The organism is Frankia alni ACN14a (assembly GCF_000058485.1).
Classification (GTDB): Bacteria; Actinomycetota; Actinomycetes; order Frankiales; family Frankiaceae; genus Frankia; species Frankia alni.
Window position 1 is genome coordinate 6504652 of the sequence record NC_008278.1, and the last position, 19256, is coordinate 6523907.

General features: G+C 74.1%; 20 protein-coding genes. 11 read left to right on the plus strand and 9 right to left on the minus strand.

The genetic code is table 11. The features are described 5' to 3' along the window. Positions 1-66: 66 nt before the first annotated feature. Complete coding sequence (locus tag FRAAL_RS26125; RefSeq protein ID WP_050997257.1) at positions 67-945, minus strand: glycerophosphodiester phosphodiesterase; 879 nt, start codon at positions 943-945, stop codon at positions 67-69. Positions 946-1483: 538 nt separating this feature from the next. On the opposite strand from FRAAL_RS26125, the gene FRAAL_RS26130 reads away from it, so the two are divergent. After that, entirely contained in the window at positions 1484-1732 is a 249-nt protein-coding gene (locus FRAAL_RS26130; RefSeq protein WP_009742166.1) for a WhiB family transcriptional regulator, read from the plus strand. A 369-nt stretch (positions 1733-2101) separates the two neighbouring features. Here FRAAL_RS26130 and FRAAL_RS26135 read toward each other — a convergent pair whose 3' ends face one another. After that, positions 2102-3562 carry a sensor histidine kinase gene (locus FRAAL_RS26135; RefSeq protein ID WP_011607053.1) on the minus strand — a complete coding sequence of 487 codons (1461 nt, stop codon included), beginning with the start codon at positions 3560-3562 and terminating at the stop codon, positions 2102-2104. A gap of 100 nt (positions 3563-3662) precedes the next feature. On the opposite strand from FRAAL_RS26135, the gene FRAAL_RS26140 reads away from it, so the two are divergent. The 3 genes from FRAAL_RS26140 to bioB all read left to right on the plus strand — a co-directional run bounded on the left by FRAAL_RS26140 (position 3663) and on the right by bioB (position 7298). Further along, positions 3663-4979 carry an 8-amino-7-oxononanoate synthase gene (locus FRAAL_RS26140; RefSeq protein ID WP_231861357.1) on the plus strand — a complete coding sequence of 439 codons (1317 nt, stop codon included), beginning with the start codon at positions 3663-3665 and terminating at the stop codon, positions 4977-4979. Next, positions 4976-5692, plus strand: coding sequence for a dethiobiotin synthase (gene bioD, locus FRAAL_RS26145; protein ID WP_041939800.1), 717 nt, complete (start codon positions 4976-4978; stop codon positions 5690-5692). The genes FRAAL_RS26140 and bioD overlap by 4 nt, the downstream gene beginning before the upstream one ends. Before the next feature lie 538 nt (positions 5693-6230). Beyond that, positions 6231-7298, plus strand: a complete 1068-nt coding sequence (gene bioB / locus FRAAL_RS26150) for a biotin synthase BioB (RefSeq protein WP_083866927.1) — start codon at positions 6231-6233, stop codon at positions 7296-7298. A gap of 70 nt (positions 7299-7368) precedes the next feature. On the opposite strand, the gene bsaP is transcribed toward bioB, so the two are convergent. Then, a complete protein-coding gene (gene bsaP, locus FRAAL_RS26155; protein ID WP_041939801.1) occupies positions 7369-7563 on the minus strand; it encodes a biotin synthase auxiliary protein BsaP in 195 nt (64 codons plus the stop codon). A 234-nt stretch (positions 7564-7797) separates the two neighbouring features. Then, positions 7798-8028 carry a biotin/lipoyl-binding carrier protein gene (locus FRAAL_RS26160; RefSeq protein WP_011607058.1) on the minus strand — a complete coding sequence of 77 codons (231 nt, stop codon included), beginning with the start codon at positions 8026-8028 and terminating at the stop codon, positions 7798-7800. A gap of 161 nt (positions 8029-8189) precedes the next feature. Here FRAAL_RS26160 and FRAAL_RS26165 point away from each other — a divergent pair, with 161 nt between their 5' ends. Then, positions 8190-9155 (plus strand): DUF5317 domain-containing protein, encoded by a 966-nt coding sequence (locus FRAAL_RS26165; protein WP_231861358.1) that lies wholly within the window; start codon positions 8190-8192, stop codon positions 9153-9155. Between the two features lie 32 nt (positions 9156-9187). Further along, positions 9188-9262 carry a 50S ribosomal protein bL37 gene (locus FRAAL_RS36215; RefSeq protein WP_369299096.1) on the plus strand — a complete coding sequence of 25 codons (75 nt, stop codon included), beginning with the start codon at positions 9188-9190 and terminating at the stop codon, positions 9260-9262. A gap of 81 nt (positions 9263-9343) precedes the next feature. On the opposite strand, the gene FRAAL_RS26170 is transcribed toward FRAAL_RS36215, so the two are convergent. The 4 genes from FRAAL_RS26170 to FRAAL_RS26185 form a co-directional block, all read right to left on the minus strand. Further along, the gene (locus FRAAL_RS26170; RefSeq protein WP_011607061.1) at positions 9344-10297 is read right to left on the minus strand and encodes an NAD-dependent epimerase/dehydratase family protein; all 954 of its coding nucleotides are present in this window, start codon (positions 10295-10297) and stop codon (positions 9344-9346) included. Between the two features lie 149 nt (positions 10298-10446). Next, a complete protein-coding gene (gene rsrA / locus FRAAL_RS26175; RefSeq protein ID WP_041939802.1) occupies positions 10447-10731 on the minus strand; it encodes a mycothiol system anti-sigma-R factor in 285 nt (94 codons plus the stop codon). Next, on the minus strand, positions 10728-11537 hold the full coding sequence (locus tag FRAAL_RS26180) for a sigma-70 family RNA polymerase sigma factor (RefSeq protein WP_306281013.1): 810 nt from the start codon (positions 11535-11537) through the stop codon (positions 10728-10730). Before FRAAL_RS26180 ends, rsrA begins: the two co-directional genes overlap by 4 nt. A 41-nt stretch (positions 11538-11578) precedes the next feature. Then, positions 11579-12334, minus strand: coding sequence for an alpha/beta hydrolase family protein (locus tag FRAAL_RS26185; protein ID WP_011607064.1), 756 nt, complete (start codon positions 12332-12334; stop codon positions 11579-11581). A gap of 104 nt (positions 12335-12438) precedes the next feature. Here FRAAL_RS26185 and FRAAL_RS26190 point away from each other — a divergent pair, with 104 nt between their 5' ends. Beyond that, positions 12439-13227, plus strand: coding sequence for a class I SAM-dependent methyltransferase (locus FRAAL_RS26190; RefSeq protein WP_011607065.1), 789 nt, complete (start codon positions 12439-12441; stop codon positions 13225-13227). Here FRAAL_RS26190 and FRAAL_RS26195 read toward each other — a convergent pair. Continuing rightward, a complete protein-coding gene (locus tag FRAAL_RS26195; protein WP_011607066.1) occupies positions 13224-14663 on the minus strand; it encodes an amidase in 1440 nt (479 codons plus the stop codon). The genes FRAAL_RS26190 and FRAAL_RS26195 overlap by 4 nt on opposite strands. A 53-nt stretch (positions 14664-14716) precedes the next feature. Between FRAAL_RS26195 and aroA the strand changes: the two genes are divergently transcribed. From aroA to FRAAL_RS26215, 4 genes are all read left to right on the plus strand, one after another. Beyond that, positions 14717-16039, plus strand: coding sequence for a 3-phosphoshikimate 1-carboxyvinyltransferase (gene aroA, locus FRAAL_RS26200; RefSeq protein WP_041939804.1), 1323 nt, complete (start codon positions 14717-14719; stop codon positions 16037-16039). A 77-nt stretch (positions 16040-16116) separates the two neighbouring features. Then, positions 16117-17103 carry a ribosome small subunit-dependent GTPase A gene (gene rsgA / locus FRAAL_RS26205; RefSeq protein WP_041939805.1) on the plus strand — a complete coding sequence of 329 codons (987 nt, stop codon included), beginning with the start codon at positions 16117-16119 and terminating at the stop codon, positions 17101-17103. Positions 17104-17201: 98 nt separating this feature from the next. Next, positions 17202-18041 carry a histidinol-phosphatase gene (hisN, locus tag FRAAL_RS26210; RefSeq protein WP_041939806.1) on the plus strand — a complete coding sequence of 280 codons (840 nt, stop codon included), beginning with the start codon at positions 17202-17204 and terminating at the stop codon, positions 18039-18041. Between the two features lie 55 nt (positions 18042-18096). Then, positions 18097-18834, plus strand: a complete 738-nt coding sequence (locus FRAAL_RS26215) for a glycerophosphodiester phosphodiesterase (RefSeq protein ID WP_011607071.1) — start codon at positions 18097-18099, stop codon at positions 18832-18834. The last annotated feature ends 422 nt before the right edge of the window (positions 18835-19256 follow it).

Sequence of the window (19256 nt, forward strand, 5' to 3'; positions counted from 1 at the left end):
CGCATTCTGGCCTTGACTCCCGCCACGACGATCCAGGGTAGGGACGCGCGTCGTCGCCGTCTCGGCTCAGTGGTCCGGGGAGGCGCCCGAGGCCGGAGAGGCGCCCGAGGCCGGGGAGGCGCCCGAGGCCGGGGAGGCGCCCGAGGCCGGGGAGGCGCCCGAGGCCGGGGAGGCGCCGGGGGTGGGCGAGGTGTCCGGGGCAGGCGGGGCGGCCAGGGCTCGGCGGATCTCGACCGGGTCGTCGCAGATCGCCCCGTCGACCCCGGCGTCCCGCAACCGGCGCGCGGCGTCGACGGCGGTGACCGTCCACGTCACCAGGCGCACGCCGGCCTGCCGGGCGCGGGCGCCCGCGTCCGGCGAGCCGAGCACGGCGCTGATGTGGGCGTGCAGCTCGGCGTGGCCCGCGGACCGCGCGTAGGCGAGGCCGCCGCTGACGGACATCCGCGGCATCGTCAGGAACGCCGTCGTGACCGCCAGTTCCGCATCGCGCAGGGCCTCGATGGCGAACCAGTCGAACGACGACACCGTGATGCCGCCGGCTCCTGCGTCGAGGTCGGCCACGGTGGGCCGTGGCCCCGTCCAGCCCCGGGCGCGCAGCCGCTCGGCGAGGGCCCGCGCCGTGCGCTCCCGGGGGGCGTCGAAGTCCGGCTGGCCGGGCTGGTTCTTGATCTCACAGATCAGCCGGCCGCGGCCGGCCCAGACGTCGAGGATCTCGTCGAGCAGCGGGATCCCCCGGGCGCGCAGCGCCTCGGTGGGCTGCCGGACGATCGCCCGCCCGGCCGGCCTGGACAGCCGGGCGTCGTGCACGCACACCAGGTCCCCGTCGGCGCTGCGGCGGACGTCGATCTCGACGCCGTCCGCGCCTGCTCGCAGCGCCGCATCCACCGCCTCGACCGTGTTCTCCGGGCCGGGGACCCTGCTACCGCGATGACCGAGAACCTCCATGGGCCAACCCTGCCATCTCCGGCGGGCCGCGCGTGTCACGGCAGGCGGGGAGGACGCCGCCCAGCCGCGGCCGGAGTAACCCGGATGCGCGCAGACGAACATCGATGCCCAGATGGCATGACGCCGGCCACTTGATCGGGAAGAACCCGCCCTGCGCCGCGCGCACCGGCCCGTCGGCAGCCGGGTCGTGCCACCGCATCCCCTGTCAACCAGGACTTCTGTGGCGCTTCAGCAACCGTCGGAGACGGTCGCACCCCGTGGCCCATCTGTGTCCCTGCCGGACAAGTGCAGGCCAGGCAGGGTGTGAAGACGGTTGCAGGTTCTTGCGCCCCTGCCCGTTCCGGTGGGAGGGTGGCGAATGTCCGAGGTGGATGCACGTGCACCCGGGCTCACCGACAGCCAGGAACCCGCTCCACGGCCCGCCGACGGGGCCGAGCAGACAACCTGCTCATTTAATTTTCATCCGCGGCACAACCGTAGCGGCTCGCAAAGCGTCTCATGTGCAGTGTGGCCCGAGACGAGAGAGGGAGTTGGACGCATGGACTGGCGCCACAGAGCGCTCTGCCGTGACGAGGATCCCGAGCTCTTCTTCCCGATCGGTACTACCGGTCCGGCGGAACGCCAGGTCGAAGAGGCAAAGGCCGTTTGCGCGCGGTGCGCAGTCACCAGTGACTGCCTCAACTGGGCACTGGACACCGGGCAGGACTCCGGTGTCTGGGGCGGGTTGAGCGAGGACGAACGCCGGGCGCTCAAGCGCCAGGTCCGTCTGCGGGTGCGAACCGCCTGAGTGCACGACCCCCGGTGGCCCAGCGCCGAGGACCGGGGTGCTCCAAGGACGTGCCACGTCCGCATCACCACAACCACCCGCGGTAGATCCTGCCCGCCGTACCTCGCACCATCGGCGGACCACAGCGGTCCCCGCACGACGCCACGCCATGACCCGTGCTCAGGCACGGGGGTGGCTGGCAGCAGCATCGGCCGTTCTGTCCGCGCGTCCGCCGCAGCGATGCGGCGCGACGCGGACGGGGCGGCCGTAATGTTTTCGACCCCCGCCGCGGCCCCCGCGCGCCCCGCCTGCGGGCGCGGAACATCGCCGCACCGGCCGCGAGCGAGGGACACATGATGGGGGATACCCCCGCGCGCGCACCCTAAACACTCAACTTTCAGAAAGTGGGATGGACAGGAGCGCCTCGGTGCCCCGCTCCGGGCCGGCCTGCAGCCGGATGGTGCCGTGCATCTCGCCGAGCACGAGCTGACGGACGATCTGCAGCCCCAGCCGGGGCGAGTGCTCGAGCTGGAAGTCCTCCGGCAGGCCGGCCCCGTCGTCGGCGACCACGACGTCCAGCCGGTCCACCGCACGCTGCACGCGGATCTCGATCGAGCCCGCCGAACCATCGAACGCATGTTCTACAGCATTCTGCAGAAGCTCCGAAAGCACAAGGGCCAGCGGGGTGGCGAGTTCGCCGGGCAGCCGCCCGAAGGAACCCGACCTGCGGGTGTTCGCCCGCGCGCCGGTGGACGCCAGGTCGACGGTCACCGACGTGATCTGGTCGGCGATCTCGTCGAACGGCACGCTCTCGCCCAGGCTCTGCGAGAGCGTCTCGTGCACAACCGCGATCGAGGTCACCCGCCGCACCGACTCCCGCAGGGCCGATCGCGCCTCGTCGACCTTGGTCCGACGCATCTGCAGCCGCAGCAGGGCGGCCACCGTCTGAAGATTGTTCTTCACCCTGTGATGGATCTCACGGATGGTGGCGTCCTTGCTCAGCAGCAGCGCCTCGCGCCGGCGCAGATCCGAGACGTCCCGGACGAGGACGAGCACCTCCCGGGTGGCCCCGGGAAACAGCGGGATCGCCCGCAGCATCACCACCGTGCTGCCGACCCCGGCCTCGACCTCCACCGGCCGGCGCCGACCGATCGCGTGCCAGACGGCGGGCGTGGTCGCGGGCAGGTTCAGCGCCCGGTGCACCGTGCGCAGGTCCTCGCCGGTGACGTTGCCGGTGTAGCCGAGGCGGCGGTACGCCGACAGCGCGTTCGGGCTGGCGAAGATGACCTTGCCGGCGCCGTCGAGCCGCATCATCCCGTCGCCGACCCGAGGTGACTCCGGCAGCTCGGCCGAGCTCCCGCGGAACGGGAAGGCGCCCTCGGCGATCATCAGGGCCAGGTTGTTGGCGCCCTGCAGGTAGGAGGACTCCAGATCGCTGGGGGTGCGGGGGTTGACGAGGTTGGTGTCGCGGGCGAGCACGGCGATCACCTCGTCCCCGTGGCGGACGGGGATCGCCTCCGTCCGCACCGGCACCCCGCCGTCCCACTCCGGCTCGCCCTCCCGGGCGATGCGGTGCTCCCGCCAGGCGTTCTGGACCACCCACCGGTTGATGACGACGCTGCCGACCTCGTCGTTGTGGTACGCGGTCGGGCCCGTCGTGGGTCGGACCTGGGCCACGACGAGGAACTCGGTCCCGCTGGTATGGCCGCGGCCCGACCCCGAACCGGAACGGACGGGTACGAGGAGCAGCAGATCAGCGAAGGACAGGTCGGCGAGCAGAGCCCAGTCCGCGACGAGCGCGTGCAGGTGGTCGATGTCGTCGTCGCTGAGATCCGTGCTCGCGCGCAGCATGTCGGCGAGGGTTCCCACGGGTCGCAGACTGCCAGACGGACCGGGGCTGCGAGCTGGCGGGCACCCCCGCGGGACCGTCCGGGCCCGTACGCTCGCCGTCGTGACCGTCGACAACGCCACCGCGGCCGTGGTCCCCGCCACGCGCACGAAGCCGCAAACCGCCACGAGCGTAGCGAATACCGCCACGGAGCCCACCGGCGGCCCGCCCACGGCCGATCCGCTGGCCTGGCTCGCAGATCATGCCCGCGGCCGGGAGGCGGCCGGCCTGCGCCGCCGGCTGCACCCGCGCCCGCGGACGCCCGCCGCGGACGGTTCCCGGGTGCGCGTCGACCTCGCCGGCAACGACTACCTCGGCCTCGGCCGCCATCCCGCGGTCGTCGAGGGGGCGGCGCGCGCCCTGCGGGAGTGGGGCACCGGATCCACCGGCAGCCGGCTGGTGACCGGGACGACCGCCCTGCACGGCGAGCTGGAGGCGGCACTCGCCGACCACGTCGGCTTCGCCGGGGCGCTCGTGTTCTCCTCCGGCTACACGGCGAACCTGGGCTGCCTGACCGGGCTCGCCGGCCCCGGGGATCTGATCGTCTCCGACGCGCTCAACCACGCCTCGATCGTCGACGCCTGTCGGTTGTCCCGGGCTCGGGTGGCCATCACCCCGCACGGCGACGTCGCCGCCGTGACCGCCGCCCTCGCCGCCGGCGGCTGGCGCCGCGCGCTCGTGGTGACCGAGTCGGTGTTCTCCGCCGACGGCGACGCCGCCCCCCTCGCCGAGCTGCACGCCACGGCCCGCGCGCACGGGGCGGTCCTCGTCGTCGACGAGGCGCACGGGCTCGGCGTGGTCGGCCCGGCCGGACGCGGCGCGCTGGCCGCCGCCGGGCTCGCCGGCGAGCCGGACGTGGTGGCCACGGTCACCCTGTCGAAGGCGCTCGGCGGCCAGGGCGGCGCGGTCCTGGGCACGGCGGCCGTGCGCGACCACCTCATCGACACGGCCCGCGCCTTCATCTTCGACACCGGCCTCGCCCCGGCAAGCGCCGGTGGGGCGCTGGCGGCGCTGACGCACCTGCGGGCCCATCCGGAGCTGCCCGCGGCGGTCCGGCGCCGCGCCGACGAGCTCGCCGCGCTCACCGGGGCGCCGCGCCCGGCCGGCGCGGTCGTCTCGGTCCTCCTCGGCGAGCCGGAACCGGCGGTGGCCGCGGCGGCGACCTGCCTGGCACACGGGGTGGCGGTCGGCTGCTTCCGGCCGCCGACGGTGCCCGCGGGCACGAGCCGGCTGCGCCTTGCCGCCCGCGCCGACCTCACCGACGCCGACCTGGCGCTCGCGACCGAGGCGTTCGCCGCCGCCGGCGTCCTCGCTTCCGAGGTTCTCACTTCCGAGGTTCTCGCCGCCGGGGTGCCCGTCACCGAGGCGGTCACCCGGTGACGCTGCTGGTGGTCACCGGGACCGGCACCGAGGTCGGCAAGACGGTGGTGACCGCGGCGCTGGCCGCGCTCGCCCACGACCGCGGCCACGCCGTCGCGGTGGTCAAGCCGGCACAGACCGGGGTCCGGCCCGACGAGTTGGGCGACGTCGACCTGGTCGCCGGCCTCGCGGGCATCCGCGACGTCCACGAGCTGGCCCGTTATCCCGACCCGCTCGCACCGGCGGCCGCCGCCCGCCGAGCCGGACGACCCGCCGTCGACCTCGGCGACGTGGCGACCCGGATCGGCAAGCTCGCCACCGACCACGATCTCGTCCTCGTCGAGGGGGCCGGCGGGCTGCTGGTGCGCTACGACGACAACGGCGCCACCCTGGCCGATCTCGCCCGGCTGCTCGCAGCGCCGGTGCTCGTCGTGACGACGGCGGGTCTCGGTGCGTTGAACGCCACCGCGCTGACCCTGGAGGCGCTCGCCCACCGCGGCCTCGACCTCGCCGGCGTCGTGATCGGATCCTGGCCGCGCGAGCCGGATCTGGCCTGCCGCAGCAACCTGGCCGACCTGGCCGACCTGGCCGGCCGGCCGCTGGCCGGCGCTCTGCCTGCGGGCGCCGCCCTGTTGAGCCGGCCCGAGTTCCTGGCGGCCGCCCGGCAGTCGCTCGAACCCGCCCTCGGCGGTACCTTCCGTGCACAGCAGTTCCGTGCACGCCACCCCCTATAGGGCGATTCCCTTGTCTTTCCGCGGCTCCGCCCGTCCGCGTTGTCCCGGTAGAAAGGCAAGGGAGCGCGGGAGCGCGGGAGGGCGGGTGGCCGGCGACGGAGGCGGAGGCGGAACGCCGGCGGAGGCAGTGGGCCGGCGGCGGAGACAGTGGGCCGCGGCCAAGGCGGGTGGCCGGCGGGCGCGGTGACAGCGAAGGCGAGTGGCCGGCGGGCGCGGTGACGGTACACGCGGGTGGCCGACCGTCGGCCTGTGCTCCTGCGCCGGAGGCGGGCGGGTGACGAACGTGCCCGATGTCGCGTGGGAAAACCGGGCGGCCGGGCGGGCCCGGGTTCGACAATGGAGGGCGCACTCCGACCGATCTGACGACAAGTCAACCCGAGAAACCCGACAAAGTCTGCTTAACCGCATGAAACCGGACAAGCAGGATCGGGAAACCGATTCGATCAGACCATCCGACGACGACCCCAGACCATCCGACGACGACCCGACCCGACCACCGAGCGCATCTCCTCTGCCGACGTCCCGCCTGGAGGCCCCCGTGACCGCACCCGTGACCGCGCACATCGCCCCGGCGACGGTGCCACCGTCGGCGCCGGCCGCCGCCGGGCAGGACCCGGCCGCCCTGCTCGCCCACGCCCGGCGCGAGGTGCTCGAGGCCGGGCGGGGGCTCGACGAGGCCGGCGTGCTCGCCGTCCTGCGGCTGCCCGACGAGTACCTGGGCGACGCCCTCGCGCTCGCCCACGAGGTCCGAATGCGCTGGTGCGGGCCGGAGGTCGAGGTCGAGGGCATCATCAGCCTGAAGACGGGCGGCTGCCCGGAGGACTGCCACTTCTGCTCGCAGTCGGGCAAGTTCGACTCGCCGGTGCGCTCGGCGTGGCTCGACGTGCCCTCGCTGGTCGAGGCGGCCCGCCAGACCGCGGCCACCGGCGCCACCGAGTTCTGCATCGTCGCGGCCGTTCGCGGACCCGACGCCCGGCTCATGTCCCAGGTCCGCGAGGGGGTCGCGGCCATCCGCGCGGCCGTCGACATCAACGTCGCCTGCTCGCTGGGCATGCTGACCCAGGACCAGGTCGACGAGCTCACCGCGATCGGCGTGCACCGTTACAACCACAACCTCGAGACGTCCCGCTCGCACTTCCCCAAGGTCGTCACCACCCACAGCTGGGAGGAGCGCTGGGAGACCTGCGAGATGGTGCGCGCGGCCGGAATGGAACTGTGCTGCGGCGCGATCCTGGGAGTCGGGGAGTCGCTGGAGCAGCGGGCCGAACTCGCCGCCCAGCTCGCCGTGCTGGAGCCCGACGAGGTGCCGCTGAACTTCCTCAACCCGCGGCCGGGTACGCCCTTCGGCGACTACCCCCCGGTGCAGCCGCGCGACGCGCTGCGCGCCATCGCCGCGTTCCGGCTGGCACTGCCCCGGACGATCCTGCGCTACTCGGGCGGCCGGGAGATCACCCTGGGCGACCTGGAGGCGCAGGGGATGCTCGGCGGTATCAACGCCGTGATCGTGGGCAACTACCTGACGACGCTGGGCCGGCCGGCCGAGTCCGATCTGAAGATGCTCGCCGACCTGAGCATGCCGATCAAGTCGCTGCAGGCCACGCTGTAGCACCGCGCCCGTCTCCGGCCGGCTGGCTCGCGCGCGGCGCGGGCCCCGGCCGGAGGTGCGGCGGGCGGAATCAGGCGTTGGTGGCCGTCTTGAGGCCGTGCTCGGTGCAGCGCGCCGACCAGCCCGCGGGGGTCACCTGCACCACCAGCCGCCGCCGGCAGACCCGGCAGTAACGCGGGGGTTCGAGCTCACGGGCCCGCGCGCACGCCTCATGACTGCCCACACTGGCCAACTGACCGCAACGGTCGCAGAACGAAGCGTCCACGAACGTCAGCTTAGGGCATGACGCGACCCAGCCCACGGCCGACGGCGGGGACGGCCTGCAGGCGGCCCGCCGCGGATCCGAGCGGGCCCGACAGTCACGCCGGGCGCCGAGCGGAACGCCACCCGCGGAACGCGACCGGCGGAACGGACCGGAACGAGCCGCGCCCGGTGGACCGGCCCGGCTGTTGCCATCCCGGGTGGACCGGGCGGAGGCCCGGGTGGGGCCGGGTGGGGCTCAGCCCGCGGCGACCGGCTCGACCACGGCGATCAGGTCGCCGTCCTGGACGACGTCGCCCTCCTGGACCGCGATCCGGGCGACAGTGCCGCCGTCCTCGCTGATCACCGGGATCTCCATCTTCATGGAGTCGAGGATGACGAGGGCGTCGCCGGCGGCCACCGGATCACCCACACCGACGACGACCTTCCAGACGTTGGCCACCATCTCCGCGCGGACTTCCTCGGCCATCGGGCTCCCTTTCAGCGGCGGATCGAACCTGGCAAGAGCCTAGTGCCACCGGTCACCCGGACCAACTGCCCTCCGCCCACAGGTGTGTTCGCACCGCAGCACAGAGGCGACTCGACCGCCCGGTGTTGGGACTGTCCGCCATAACCACGCAGACTACGGATGTGCTCGTACTTCTCGTGCTGACCCTGGTGTGCGGGCTGGGCGTCGGCCTGGCCCGTGGCGGAACCCTCGGCGCCCTTGCCCGCGTCCACGTCCTGCGTCCGTGGTTGTTCGCCGCGGTGGTCCTGGTACTGGCGGTGGGCGGGCTCGTCCCGGCGCTGCACAGCCCCGCCTGGATCGTGGCGGCGGTGCTTGCCGCGTTGTTCGCCGGCATGAACAACCGGCTGCCCGGGCTCGGCCTGCTGGTGACCGGCATCATCGCCAACGCCGCCGTCATCACGGCGAACGGCGGGCAGATGCCGGTGTCGTTGTGGGGCGCGGACCGGGCCGGCGTCCCGATCGACGACATCCTCACCTCGGCCTTTCACACTCCCGCCGGGGACGGCACGAGCCTGCGCCTGCTCAGCGACATCATTCCGCTGCCCTTCCCGGGGGCGCCGGCGGTGGTGAGCATCGGCGACGTGGCGATGGCCGCGGCGCTCGGGCTGTTCGGCGCCGTGACTCCGGTGCGGGCCTGGCGCACACTGCGAGCCCGGCGTCAGGCGGCGCTGGCCGGCGCGACGCTGGCGGGGTACGGCGACGCGGCCGAGCTGATCGGCTCCGACGACCGCTTCGGTCCGGACGGCCGCTTCGGCCGCGACGAGCGCCTCGCCGACGACGACCAGCCAGGTCCCGATCGTCACAGCGACGAGCCCAGTCACCAGGGCGAGCCAGGTCGCCGTGGCCGACCCGGTGACGACGACCGCGCCGACTGGGAGGAGCCCGACGCTCGTCCCTACGCGGACGACGTGCTCGCCGACGACTCACCCAGCGGCGCCGCGGTGGTCTCCGGGGACGGTGCCGTCGGGAACGTCCGCCTGGTCGGGCAGGCCGGCGGCGGGCGTGGTACGGAGGGCGACGCGGGCGGCGAGAGTGAGGGCCCCGCGGGCAGGTCGGTCACCACCCGCCGGCCCGGGCTGGCACGATGACTCCACATCCGATTGACGGAGGGGAGGACGCCATGGCGAAGAAGAAGCGCAAGCGGCGCGCGCGGGCCAAGAGCAAGGCCAACCACGGCAAGCGCCCGAACACCTGAGCCGCCCAGAACTGCTGGGAAGCCCAGAACAGCTGAGCAGCCCGGCGGGCCGTGCGCGCACGGCCCGCCGCCAGGCTCCGCTCAGGCCGCGGCGACGGTCTGCCGGCGCAGCCAGGCGACGGTCCGCGCCAGACCCTCGTCGAGGTCGACCCTGGGTCGCCAGCCCACCAGCCGCTCGGCCAGGTGCACGGCCAGGGCGATGCGGGCCAGCTCGCCGGGACGCGCCGGAGCCCGCAGGGGGGTGTCGGGCACGCCGACGATCGCGGCGATCCGGCTGTGCAGGTCCCGGACGCTGGTCTCGACGCCGGTGCCGATGTTGAGCCGGGCGCCGGCGGCGGCGTCCACCGGCAGCACCCGGACGAACGCCTCGGCCACGTCGCCGACGAACACGTAGTCCCGGCTCGCGGTGCCGTCGCCGAAGATCTTCGCCTGCCGCCCGGCCAGCATGGCCGTCCCGAAGATGGCGACGACGCCCGCCTCTCCGTGCGGGTCCTGCCGCGGCCCGTAGACGTTGGCCAGCGCCAGGGCCGTCGAGGCCAGGCCGTGGGTGGCCCGGTAGACGTTCAGGTACAGCTCGCCGGCGGCCTTGCCGGCCGCGTACGGGGACTCGGGCGCCACCGGCGCGGTCTCGTCCACCGGCAGCCGCGCGGGCGAACCGTAGATCGACCCGCCGGACGAGGTGTGGATGACCTTGGACGCGCCGGCGAGCCGGCCGGCCTCGAGAACGTTGATCGTGCCGAGCACGTTCTGCCTGGCGTCGCGCAGCGGGTCGGCGACGCTGACCCGGACGTCGATCTGGGCCGCCAGGTGGGCGACCACGTCGGGCCGCACCCGGTCGGCGAGGGCGTGCAGCTCGGGCGAGGTGACGTCGAGCTGCTCGAAGGAAAAGCGCGGGTCGGCCGCCGCCGCGGTGAGGTTGGCCAGGCGGCCGGCGGACAGGTCGTCGACGCCGACGACGCTGTGACCGTCGGCCAGCAGCCGGTCGGTGACGGTGGAACCGATGAAGCCGGCCGCGCCGGTGACGAGGATGCGCACAACGCAGGACGGTAGCCCGCGATCCTGTGCAAGCCCTGTACGCCGCGTGGCCGTCAACGCCGTGACGGACAGGCGTTCGTCACGGTCGGTCTCGCAGGCGGCGGACGAGGTCAGGCGCAGGGCAGCCCGCGGTCGGGGCTGCCGGCGCCCTACTCGGCCCGGAACTCGGTGGCGTCCGCCTCCACCCGGGCCGACCGCAGCCGGGCCAGGACGCTGGTCCGCAGCGAGTCCGGCGCCCGTTCCCCGCCGCACTTGCGGGCGACGAGCATCTTCACCTCGTGTTCCACGCCGAACTCGCGCAGGCACGGGGAGCACTCGTCGAGATGGGACCGGATCAGGTTCTGCTGCCCGCCGTCGCACTCGCCGTCGAGATACAGGAAGACCGCGTCCAGCACCTTCCGGCAGTCGATCTCGTGCTCACCACCGCAGCTCACGACGCACCACCCTCGCCGTCCGCGGACCCCGCGCCCACCAGCCCACGACCCGCCGCGTACTGCTCCAGGGACTTGCGCAGACCGCGTCGGCCACGGTGCAGCCGGGACATCACGGTCCCGATCGGCGTTCCCATGATCTCCGCGATCTCCTTGTAGGCGAAGCCCTCGACGTCGGCGAGGTACACCGCCATCCGGAAGTCCTCCGGCAACGCCTGCAACGCGTCCTTGATGTCGCTGTCGGGCAGGTGCTCCAGCGCCTCGGTCTCGGCGCTCTTCAGGCCGCTGGACGTGTGCGACTCGGCCTCGGCGAGCTGCCAGTCCTCGACCTGCTCGGTCGGGCTCTGCAACGGCTGCCGCTGCCGCTTGCGGTAGGTGTTGATGAAGGTGTTGGTGAGGATCCGGTAGAGCCACGCCTTGAGGTTCGTGCCCTCCTGGAACTGGTGGAAGGCCGCAAACGCCTTGACGAAGGTCTCCTGGACGAGGTCCTCCGCGTCGGCCGGGTTGCGGGTCATCCGCAGGGCGGCGGCATACAGCTGGTCGAGGTACGGGAGGGCGTCGCGCTCGAACCGCGCGCCCCGCTCCTCGGTGGTCTCGTCGACCAGGATCACTCCCTCACCGCTACGCTGTGCAACGGCCCGCTCCATGTTTCGGGTTTCGGACCGGACGGAACCGGACCGTCTCTCCGGAGCGGACGATACCCCGACCACGGCTCCGGCGCGCATCGGCACGATGGCCACAGGGGGCCATTGTGGGACATGTCGCGGCTGCGCCGGCGGCTGCCGGTGGGTGGCGTTCGCAGGAGTCATGGGACCTCCGTGACCTCGTGAGACAACGACGTCAACGCCGATCACCCCACAGCTGATTCCCGCGCCGCAGCCAACGGGCCCAACCGGTCGAGCAGGAATGCGGCGCCGACCCGGGCGGCCTCCGCGACGGCGTCGCCGGCCGGCCGGCCGTCCCGCACCCGCGTCCGGAAGGAGTGGTCGCCGCCCGCGACGAGGTGCACCCGCCGGTCAAGCGCCGGATCCGGCTCCGGTCGGCCGAAGGCGTCCCGGTCACCCTGGACGACGAGGACGGGCACGCCGGCGCCGTCGAGCTCCCCCTGCCGCGACGGCTTCGGACCGCCCGCCGCGGTGGTGCCCGGCGGCCGCAGCGGGAAGCCGAGGGCGAGCACCCCGCGCGCGCCGGATCCGACGGCGACCCGCATGGCCACCCGCGAGCCCATCGACACCCCCGCCAGGACCAGCGGGCGCGGCGTCCCGAGCGCCTCGATCGCGGCGGTGGCCACCGCGTCGAGGCGGGCCGGCCGGTCCGGCGCACGGCGCCCGGCCACCCGGTAGGGCATCTCCAGCCGGGCGACCCGCACCCCGGCGGCGCCCAAACGGACGGCCAGCGCCTCGAACAGCGGCGTGTCGACGCCGCTGCCGGCCCCGTGCAGGAACACGACGGTCGACGCGCCGATCCCGGGAACCACCGACAGTCGCCCACCGTCCACAGCTAGGAAGGCACCGTCGGCCACGCCGACACCGTCGGCCTTGTCGACGCCGTCGGCCTTGTCGACGCCGTCGGGGGGTGGCGGAACCGGCGTGCATCGATCCGACACAGCAGGGAAGGACTCAGCGTGGTCGAGCGTGGAATCTGTCAGACTTCCACCTTGAGTGTGTGACTTGCCTCGCATCATCGCCTCCCGAAGGGTAGGAAAGCTTCATGCTGCCTGGCCCCGACGCCGATCCGGGCCCGCCTCGTGGACGAGCAAACACCCTGGTCTGCGAGGCTCCGGCCGACAGTGACGATCCGTACTGGGCCTTCTATGAGGAGGTCGCGTCGGCGCAGCTGCGGGAGTGGCTGCCGGCGCAGCCGGCGCGGGTACTTGACGTCTCCGGCCCACGGGCCCGCTTCGCCCGCCAGATGGTGACCGCGGGTCACCAGGTCGTGCGGGTCGTGGCCCAGGCCGAGTCGGCCGACCCGGCCGTCGGCCCGGGCGCGCTGCTGCCGGTGGTGGGCGACGCCCGCTCGCTGGACTGGTTCTCCCCCGCCTCGTTCGACGCGGTGCTCGCCGAGGCACGGGCACTGTCGTTCTGCCTGGCCACGGAGACGACCCTCGACGAGATCCACAGCATGCTGCGCCCGGGCGGGAGGCTGCTGCTCTGCGTCGACTCACTGCTGCTCGGCCTCGCCCGCCTCGCCGAGCAGCATCGCTGGGCGGAGCTGTCCGACGTCCCCCGCGCCGACGTCGTGCTCGTTCCCGCCGAGGACGGCACCATCACCCGCTGCTTCTGGCCGGAGGAGCTGCGGGCACTGCTGACCAGCGCCGGCTTCGTCGTCGACTGGATCCGGCCGCGCACGGTGCTGTCCGCCGAGGCGGTCAAGCGGGCCGTGGCCGAGGATGTCTCCTGCTTCCCCACCCTCGTGCGCACGGAGGTGGAGCTCTCCGCCGAGCGCGAGGGCGAGTCCATCGGCATCCACCTGATCGCCTCCGCTCGCCGACCCGCCTAACCCGCCTCACCGGTCCACCGGTCCGGCTCCGGCGACGGCCAAGGGGCGAGGCGTTCGAGGGCGGCGACGAGGCGTAGCAGTCGGTCCTCCTCGCCGTGACGGCCGACGATCTGCAACCCGACCGGGAAGCCGTCGGCGGTGAAACCCGCGGGCACACTCACCGCCGGCTGCCCACTGAGGTTGAAGGTCCAGGTCAGGCTCACGCTGCGGACCTCGCCCGGGCCCGCGTGCGGATGCGGCCGGTTGGGCGTGGTCGGCGTGAGCAGCACGTCCGCCTGAGCGAACACGCCGGCGAGGCAACGGTCGTTGTGCGCGCGCACCGCCGCGACGTTCGATGCGGCAGCGGTTCCAGCGGATGTCCACCCAGCGGACGCCGGCCCAGCGGACGCCGGCCCAGCGGACGTCGGCGCCGGGGCCGCCGGCGCCGCTCTCAGCGCGGTCCAGGCCGCCTCCGGGTCAAGCAGCTCGACGGGCATGTCCGTCCAGGTCAGCACACCCGCGGCGGCAAGCCGGTCGGCGGCGGCCCGGCTCACGGCGACCACCTCGGGCTCCGGGTCGGCAAAGCCGAGCGTCGCCGACCAGACTCCGGTCCCCAGCGAGCGGTCCGCGGGCGGGTCTGGCGGACTGCGGTGCGGTTCGTACGGATTCGGAGCGCCGACCGCACCCGATGCACCGCAATCCTCACCCGGCAGGCCGAGCGGCGCGTACAGGCCGGGAGTCGGCTCCCCGCCGACCGAGTGCCCGCGGGCCGGCGCATCGCGTTCGGGCGACAGCGTCGGCGGCTCGCGGGCTCCGGCGACGACCGCCCACCAGGCGGCCGCGTCGGCGGCGTGGCGGACGATCGGGCCGGGCACGGTCAGGCCGGCGGGGTCGGAGCCGGGGAATCGGCCGTTGGTCGGCTTGAGCCCGACCACGCCGCACCAGGCCGCCGGGATGCGGGTGGAGCCGGCGCCGTCGGCGGCGGTCGCGAGGGGGACGACCCCGCTGGCCACGGCGACCGCCGAACCCGCCGACGAGCCGCCGGGCACCCGATCGGGCCGCCACGGGTTCACCGTCGGGCCGCGGCTGGTGTGCCCCCAGGTCTGCCAGGGATGCGCGGCCCGGATCGGCACCGCCGTCGCCCCGATCACGATGGCCCCCGCGGCGATCAGCCGGCGAGTCGTGGGCGCCGTCACGCCGCCGCCCGCCTTGACCGCGATCGGCACACCGGCCAGCGGCAGCTCGGCGCCGCGGGCGAGCGCCCGGCCGACCAGGCCGGCCCGATGCGTGGCCAGGTCCGGCCAGCAGGCGGTGAAGGCCCGCAGCGCGCCGTCGGTCTCCCGCAGCCGGGCCAGGGCCGCCTCGACCGGGGCCTGTGGGGAGATCAGCCCGGTGCGGACCAGCGCGGCCAGCTCGATGGCGCCGAGCGCCGGGTAGTCACGGCGCACACGATTCACCGACTCGTACGGTACGGACGCGTCGGGGGCGGCCGACCATCCGGCATGCTGTCATGGTGAGCATCCTGACCGGCATCGAGGCCACGGGCACGCAGTCCGACCCGTGGCCGGCCCCGACCGCGCAGCGTCCCGTGACGGCCGTCGTCCCGGTGCCGGGGGCGAAGTCCGGCACGAACCGGGCGCTTGTTCTGGCCACCCTGGCGAACGGGACGTCCCGGCTGCGTGGGGCCCTGCGCTCGCGCGACACCCTGCTGATGGCGGGAGTGCTGCGCGCGCTGGGTGCCGAGATCAGCACCGACGGGCCGGACTGGATCGTGCGACCCGCGCCGACCACCCGCCTCGCCGCCGGGGCACGGGCCGAGTGCGGCAACGCAGGCACCGTCGCCCGGTTCACCCCGGCCCTGGCCACCCTGCGCGAGGGCGACGTCGCGTTCGACGGCGACGCCCGCATGCGTGACCGGCCGCTCACCCCGCTGCTCGGCGCGCTGCGCCGGCTCGGCGCCGACATCGACGGCGACCGGATGCCCTTCACCGTGCGCGGCCGCGGCCGGCTGCCCGGCGGCGAGGTCACCGTGGACGCCTCCGACTCCAGCCAGCTCGTCTCCGGCCTGCTGCTCGCCGCCCCCCGCTACGACGCCGGGGTCACGGTCGTGCACCGCGGGACGCGCCTGCCGTCGGGCCCCTATCTCGACATGACGGTCGCCGATCTGCGGGCGGCGGGCGCGGTGGTCGACGTCGCGCCGCCCGGCGCCGACGGCAGCCGGCGCTGGCGGGTCGAGCCGGGCGAGCTCACCGCCGCCGACCGGGCCATCGAGCCGGACATGAACAGCGCCGCGGCCTTCCTCGCGGCCGCGCTCGCCACCGGGGGGCGGGTGGTGGTGCCGGACTGGCCCGAGGCGACCGAGCAGCCCGGCCGGATGCTCCCCACACTGCTGGCGGCGATGGGCGCCACGACCGAGCGCACCGCGGCGGGCCTGGCGGTCAGCGGCGGCGGCGGGATCCACGGGATCGACGTCGACCTCGGCGACTTCGGGGAGGCCGCGCCCGTCCTGACCGCGCTCGCCGTCCTCGCCGACTCGCCGTCCCGGCTGCGCGGCATCGGGCACCTGCGCCTGCAGGAGACCGACCGGCTCGTCGCCCTCGCCCAGGAGCTCGGCAGTCTCGGCGCGCGGATCACGGTGACCGACGACGGGCTGGCCATCGAGCCGGCGCCCCTGCGCGGCGCGCGCCTCGACCCGCGGGCCGACCACCGGCTGGCGATGGCGTACGCGGTGGTCGGCCTGGTCGTGCCGGGGATCGTCATCGACGACATCGCGACGACCGGCAAGACGGTGCCCGACTTCCCCCGCATGTGGACGGCGATGCTGGCCGGATGAGCGCTGGCCGGATGAGCACCGAGCTGATCACCACCGAGCGGATGAGCGGCGCGGCGAACCGGGCCGTGGGCTAGCCGATGGCGCGCGAGCTGGACGAGGACGATGTCCGGGTGCGACCGGGGCGCAGCTCGCGTCCCCGAACCCGGGAGCGGCCCGACCACGCCGAGGCGGTGCCGGCGGTGGTGGTCGGGGTCGACCGCGGCCGCTACACCTGCCGGCCGGGCCCGACGCCGCAGCGGCTGGTCGCCGCGGTGCGCGGCGGCTCGATGCGCCGCACGTCGGTGGTCGTCGGGGACCGGGTCGCGCTCGTCGGCGACGTCTCGGGGACGTCCGGGGCGCTGGCCCGGCTGGTGCGCCGCGAGGAGCGCACGAGTGTCCTGCGGCGCACGCCCGACGACACCGACCCGGCGGAGCGGCCGATCGTCGCGAACGCCGACATCCTGGTCATCGTCTGCTCGGTGACGGATCCCGCGCCGCGGCCGGGCCTGATCGACCGCTGCCTGGTCGCCGCCTACGACGGCGGGCTGTCCCCGGTGCTGTGCCTGACCAAGACCGACCTGGCCGACCCCGCGCCGCTGATCGAGCTGTACCGGCCGCTGGGATTCCCGGTGCTGACGACCCGGCCGGACTGCGACCTCGACCCGCTGCTGGCGCTGCTGACCGACCGGGTCAGCGTGTTCTTCGGCCACAGCGGGGTCGGGAAGTCCAGCCTGGTCAACCGGCTGGTGCCGGCCGCGGACCGGGCGATCGGCGAGGTCAACGCCGTGACGGGCCGCGGGCGGCACACGTCGTCGGCGGCCGTGGCGCTGCTGCTCCCGGCGGGTGGCACAGTGATCGACACGCCTGGGGTGCGGTCGTTCGGCCTCGGTGCGGTGGCGCCGAACCGGGTGCTGCGGGCCTTCTCCGACCTCGCCGCCGCGGCCGAGCACTGCCAGCCCGGCTGCGAGCATCTCGCCCCGTCGCCCGACTGCGCGCTGGACTCGGCGGTCCGGGACGGGGCGGCCGACGCCGCGCGGCTCGCGAGCCTTCGCCGCCTGCTGGCGGCCCGCGGAACGCCCCTGTGAGAGTGCGGTCGCGAGATTCGTCACACTCTTCCCGCCACGCGGGGCCCGCCGTCCGCGTGACCGACGCGTGAGTGGGCTCGACTCGTAGTCTCGCAGGCGTGACCCCGCCTAACCCCACCTCCGTGGGCACCGCATCGACCGAGGACAGCGACGCCGTCGCCGTCGCCGACGATCTCGCGCTCGCGCTGAGTCTCGCGGACGCCGCCGATCGGATAACTCTCTCCCGCTTCCAAGCCGTTGATCTGCACGTCGAATCCAAGCCGGACAACACGCCGGTCTCCGATGCCGACACCGCCGTCGAATCCATGATCCGCGAGCGGCTCGCCGTCGCCCGGCCGGGGGACGCCGTCCTCGGTGAGGAGGAGGGGCTCGTCGGCGCGGGCGCCCGGCGACGCTGGATCCTCGACCCGGTCGACGGCACGAAGAACTTCGTGCGCGGCGTGCCGGTCTGGGGCACTCTGCTCGGCCTGGAGGTGGACGGCCAGATGGTCGTCGGCGTGGCGAGCGCACCCGCGATGAGCCGGCGCTGGTGGGGGGCCCGGGGCACCGGCGCGTTCACCCGGGACGCCACCGGCGACACCCGGGCGCTCAAGGTCTCCTCGGTCAGCCGGCTGGGGGATGCGTTCCTGTCCTTCGCCTCGGTGGAGGGCTGGCGGACCGCGGACCGCCTCGACCAGTTCCTGCACCTGGCCGACCAGGTCTGGCGGACCCGCGGCTACGGCGACTTCTGGTCGCACATGATGGTCGCCGAGGGCGCGGTGGACCTCGCCTGCGAGCCCGAGGTGTCCCTGTGGGACATGGCGGCGCTGCAGGTCATCGTCGAGGAGGCCGGCGGCCGGTTCACCGACCTGGCCGGTCGTCGCGGCCCGGGCCACGGCACCGTGCTGACGACCAACGGCTACCTGCACGACGTCGCGCTGCGTTCCTTCAACGACTGAGCCCCCAGCAGAACCACGGGCCCACACGCAACCCCCAGGAGATGAGTGGCGGCCGGTGATCGGCTTCGCGCACCGCGGGGCACCGGCCCCGCACCAACGGGAGAACACCCTGCCCGCGTTCCGGCGGGCGCTGGCCGGCGGGGCCAGCGGGCTGGAGTCGGACGCCTGGCTGACCGCCGACGGGGTGCCGGTGCTCCACCACGACGGGGTGCTCGGGCCGCCCGGCCGGCGGCGGCGGATCAGTGATCTGACCGCCGACCGGCTGCCCGCCTGGGTGCCGTCGCTGACCGCGTTCTACGCCGAACTCGGCACGTCGTTCGAGTTCAGCCTCGATCTGAAGGGTCCGCCCGATGGCTGGGCGCCCGCGGCGGACGCCGTGGTCGCCGTGGCCCGAAGCGCGGGCGGAAGCTCGGCGGTCCGGCGGCTGTGGCTGTGCGGGACCCTCCCGGAACTCGCCGCCTTCCGGGATCGTGACCCGGACGTGCGTCTGGTGAACTCCACCTCGATGCGCACCGTGATGGATGGTGGGGGGGTCGGCGCCTACGGCGGGCGACTGCGCGCCGCCGGTGTGGCCGCGCTGAACCTACGGACACGGGAATGGACACCACCACGGGCCGGGATCGTCGGCGTTCTGCGCGACCTCGGTATCGCCGCGTTCGGCTGGGATGCGCAGAGCACAGGCACCCTGACACGCCTGGCCGGATACGGGCTGGAGGCGGTCTACAGCGACCATCTCGCGCGGCTGGTGCGCGTCACCGGTTCCGCGCGGCATAGCGCCGGACCAGCGGCATAGGGCCGGGTCAGCGGCATAGCACCGGGCCAGCGGCATAGCACCGGGCCAGCGGATGAGTCGGAAGCGCGGGCGGCACACTGGACGAATTGGTTGACGAAGCCGACGAAGCCGCCCATTGCGTTGTGCGCAGCGTGACCCGGCTCCGGCGCACTGTCATATCGTCGACTGTTAGGTTAGCTTGAGGTAGCTATAGGGACCACCGACGGAGAGTGGCCACGAAAGATCCGCCGACCGGCCCGATGGATTGGCCCGCAGAAGCGATTACCGCGCGGCCGACGACGGTGGGCGACCATGGCTCACCGTGGCACTTTCCTGACACCGGGATGACGGGCGACTCCGCTCAGTCCTCCTCGGCGACTTTCAGCATCTGCTCCGGAAACCCGGTGCGTTCCGCCACATGCTCGACGGAGTAACCCTGTCGC